This is a genomic window from Streptomyces atriruber, from assembly GCF_001418325.1.
GTDB classification, from domain to species: domain Bacteria; phylum Actinomycetota; class Actinomycetes; order Streptomycetales; family Streptomycetaceae; genus Streptomyces; species Streptomyces atriruber.
In genome coordinates, this window is the sequence record NZ_LIPN01000460.1 from 1 (window position 1) to 2,711 (window position 2,711).

Below are 2,711 nucleotides of genomic sequence, written 5' to 3' on the forward strand. Positions count from 1 at the left end.
ACCCCGCCGCCGAGCGGGCCGTCCGTGCCCTCTCCGAAGCGGTCAAGTACGCGCAGTGGCGACGCGAGGCCGCCGAGCCGGGGCGGGTGCACGAGTACGACGACATCGACGAGAGCGGCGCCGCCGGGCGCATCGAGGAGCTGCTCGCCGCCGACGGCGACCCGCGCGGCCTCACCCTCGCCCCGGCCGACGCCCACGAGCTGCTCGGGCGCTACGGCATTCGCGTACGACGGGCCCTGCCCGCGCCCGACGCCGACGCGGCGGTGCACGCCGCGCGGACCATCGGTTACCCCGTGGCCCTGAAGACCACGGCCCCGCACCTGCGGCACCGCGCCGACCTCGGCGGTGTGCGCCTCGACCTGGCCGACGAGGAGCAACTGCGCCGGGCGTACCAGGAACTGACGGACGTTTTCGGCAAGCCCGCCGAGCTGCGGCCCGTCGTGCAGGGCATGGTGCCGCGCGGCGTCGACACCGTGGTGCGCGCGGTCNNGCGACACCGCCCACCGCCTCGTCCCGGTCACCGACCAGGAGGCGGGCTCGCTGATCAGATCCATCCGGACCGCGCCGCTCCTCTTCGGCTGGCGCGGCTCCGCGCCCGTGGACACCCCGGCCCTCGAAGAGCTCCTCCAGCGGGTCTCCCGGCTCGTCGACGACCACCCCGAGGTGGTCGGCGTCTCCCTGGAACCCGTCGTCGTCGCCCAGCGCGGCCTCGCCGTGCTCGACGCCTCCGTCCGGCTCGCGCCCCCGCCCGCCCGTGACGACCTGGGCCCGCGCACCCTTCCCGGCTACTGAGGGGCCTGCCGGGGCGCGCGACGGCCCCTCGCGGGCACCAGAGCGTCCCGGCCGCGACCGAGGCGGCCACGGGGCACCGTGCGCCCCGCGCCTGGCCGTAGGATGGACGGCATGGCAAAGACCGGTACGACGACCCAGGGGCTGCGCGCGGCGATCGAGCGCAGCGGCTACTACCCGGCCCTCGTGGCCGAGGCGGTGGAGGCCGCGATCGGCGGCGAGGCCATCGGGTCGTACCTGGTCCACCAGGAGACGACGTTCGACGCCAACGAAGTGCGTCGGCACGTCACCGTCCTCGTCCTGACCGGCACGCGCTTTATCGTCAGCCACACCGACGAGCAGGCGGCGGACAGCACGTCCCCGACGCCGTACGCGACGACCTCCACGGAGTCCGTCAAGATCGGCCGCATCTCCTCGGTCGTGGTCAGCCGCGTCGTCGCCAACCCCGAGAAGTACGTGCCCGGGACGCCGCCCCGCGAGGTCGTCCTGACCATCGGCTGGGGTGCCGTGTCGCGCATCGACCTGGAGCCCGCCGCCTGCGGCGACCCCAACTGCGAGGCCGACCACGGATACACCGGCAGCTCGACCGCCGACGACCTGAGCCTGCGCGTCAGCGAGGCGGGCGACGGCCCCGACACCGTGCGGCAGACCCTCGCCTTCGCCCAGGCCCTGTCCGAGGCGACCGCGGACAACGCCCGCTGATGGCCCTTCCTTCCTGGGACGACGTACAACCGCTCGCCCTCGACACCGCTCCCGTGCCCGCGTACGGCACGGGCTCGCTGGCCGACCTGCTGCCCACGCTCGTCGCCCACCAGGGCGTCGACGGCTTCGCGCCCGCCATCCCCGAACTCGCTCCGGCCGACCGGAACTGCGTCTTCCTGATCGATGGCCTGGGCTGGGAGCAGCTCAAGGCGCACCCCGCCGAGGCCCCCTTCCTGACCTCGCTGCTGCAGAGCTCGCGCGGCGGCACGGGACGGCCCGTCACCGCGGGCTTCCCCGCCACCACCGCGACTTCGCTCGCCTCGGTCGGCACGGGCCTGCCGCCCGGCGCGCACGGCCTGCCCGGGTACGCCGTCCGCAACCCGGCCACCGGCGAGCTGATGAACCAGCTCCGCTGGAACCCGTGGACCGACCCGCACGCCTGGCAGCCGTACCCCACGGTCTTCCAGCGCGCCCACGAAGCGGGCGTGCACACCGCGCAGGTCTCGTCGCCGACCTTCGAGCACACCCCGCTCACCAAGATCGCCCTGAGCGGCGGCACCTTCCGGGGCAGGCTCTCCGGAGAGGACCGCATGGACCTCGCCGCCAAGCAACTGGGCGCCGGGGACCGTTCGTTGGTCTACACGTACTACGCGGAGGTGGACGGCAAGGGGCACCGGTTCGGTGTCGACTCCGACGCCTGGCGCGGTCAGCTCATGTACGTGGACCGGCTCGTCCAGCGCCTCGCCGAGCAGCTCCCGCCGCGCAGCGCCCTGTACGTCACCGCGGACCACGGCATGATCGACATCCCCTTCGACGACGCGTCCCGCGTCGACTTCGACGAGGACTGGGAGCTGCGTGCGGGTGTCGCCCTGCTCGGCGGCGAGGGCCGCGCCCGTCACGTCTACGCGGTGCCGGGCGCCGCGAACGACGTCCTGACGGTGTGGCGCGAGGTGCTCGGCGAGCAGTTCTGGGTTGCGGGACGCGACGAGGCGATCGCCGCCGGCTGGTTCGGTCCACACATTGATCAACGTGTGTACGAGCGCATCGGCGACGTCGTCGCGGCGGCCCACGACGACGTGGCGATCATCGCCTCGGAGCGCGAGCCCAAGGAGTCCGCCCTCGTCGGGATGCACGGTTCCATGACCCCCGTCGAGCAGCTCGTCCCGCTCCTCGAAGTACGCTCCTGACCGGGCGCCGCCCGCCCGTCTCCCCGCCCGCCC

3 protein-coding genes and 1 pseudogene are annotated in these 2,711 nt (G+C 74.0%); all 4 read left to right on the forward strand.

The genetic code is table 11. The features are described 5' to 3' along the window. A partial coding sequence (locus tag AOK03_RS44490; RefSeq protein ID WP_244177880.1) for an acetate--CoA ligase family protein occupies positions 1–488 on the forward strand: 488 nt, incomplete at both ends. 2 nt (positions 489–490) lie between these two features. Next, a pseudogene (locus AOK03_RS44495) lies at positions 491–792 on the forward strand (acetate--CoA ligase family protein); the annotation flags it as partial. Positions 793–903: 111 nt separating this feature from the next. Beyond that, complete coding sequence (locus AOK03_RS35845; RefSeq protein WP_055569569.1) at positions 904–1,491, forward strand: DUF5998 family protein; 588 nt, start codon at positions 904–906, stop codon at positions 1,489–1,491. After that, positions 1,491–2,678 carry an alkaline phosphatase family protein gene (locus AOK03_RS35850; protein WP_055569570.1) on the forward strand — a complete coding sequence of 396 codons (1,188 nt, stop codon included), beginning with the start codon at positions 1,491–1,493 and terminating at the stop codon, positions 2,676–2,678. The genes AOK03_RS35845 and AOK03_RS35850 overlap by 1 nt, the downstream gene beginning before the upstream one ends. Positions 2,679–2,711: the final 33 nt, after the last annotated feature.